We start from the raw sequence: 1129 nt of genomic DNA, 5'->3' as shown, positions 1-1129 counted from the left end.
GGCGGAGTTCGGCTATTGGGTATTCCAACCGTTCTAGACCGTTTCATTCAACAAGCCATTGCCCAAATATTGACCAAGATATATGACTCAACCTTTTCGGAGAATAGCTATGGATTTCGCCCTAACAAACAAGGGCACCAGGCGGTTCGAAAGGCAAAGTCCTATATAACCGAAGGTTATACATGGGTAGTGGATATGGACTTGGAGAAGTTCTTCGATAAAGTGAATCATGACAAGCTCATGGGAATGTTAGAGCGGAAAATTGAAGATAAACGAGTTCTCAAACTGATTCGTAAATTCCTTCAAGCAGGCATTATGATAGGCGGACTTTTTCATAAAAGTGAGGAGGGAACTCCGCAAGGAGGTCCGTTAAGTCCTTTATTATCTAATATCATGTTAGACGATTTAGATAAAGAACTAGAGAAACGCAATCTTCGATTCGTAAGGTATGCGGATGACAGTACTATATTTGTGAAGACACGAAAAGCCGCCAAACGTGCAATGGGAAATATCTCAAGCTTCATTGAAAATAAACTGAAGCTAAAGGTCAACTACGAGAAGTCGAAGTATGATCGCCCTTGGAACAGGACGTTTCTCGGTTTTAGTTTCACGAAGTCAAAGAAGAACCCGAAGGTTCTACTGGCTAAACAAACGGTGAAGAGAGTAAAGAAACGAATCAGGGAAATGACCTCGAGAAAATTACCGATACCCATGAAACTCCGAATAAATAAGTTAAAGCAATACCTTAGAGGTTGGATGGGGTATTTCGCCCTCATTGATACTCCGAACGTATTGAAGAATTTAGATTCTTGGATTCGAAGAAGACTCAGGATGTGCCTATGGAAACAATGGAAATTGCCAAGAACGAGAGTGAGGAAACTCAAAGGATTAGGCGTCCCATTTGGAAAAGCATATGAATGGGGAAATAGCAGAAAGGGTTTTTGGCGCATAGCGCATAGTCCTGTTCTAGACAAAACCCTTAATAATGTTTATTGGCACCACCAAGGGTTAGTCAATCTATATGAACGATATACAAAACTACGTCAGACTTAAACTGAACCGCCGTATACCGAACGGTACGTACGGTGGTGTGAGAGGTCGGAGGCTAGGCGCCTCCTCCTACTCGATT

At 42.2% G+C, this 1129-nt stretch carries 1 protein-coding gene; it reads left to right on the top strand.

Going from position 1 to position 1129, the window contains the following annotated elements:
- On the top strand, nt 1–1053 hold a 1053-nt coding region (ltrA, locus tag ASU00_RS24090; protein ID WP_057915961.1), incomplete at its 5' end, for a group II intron reverse transcriptase/maturase.
- Nucleotides 1054–1129 lie beyond the last annotated feature (76 nt).

Source organism: Peribacillus muralis (genome assembly GCF_001439925.1).
In the GTDB taxonomy this organism is placed as follows: Bacteria; Bacillota; Bacilli; order Bacillales; family DSM-1321; genus Peribacillus; species Peribacillus muralis.
This window is presented reverse-complemented; position numbering and strand designations above follow the sequence as displayed.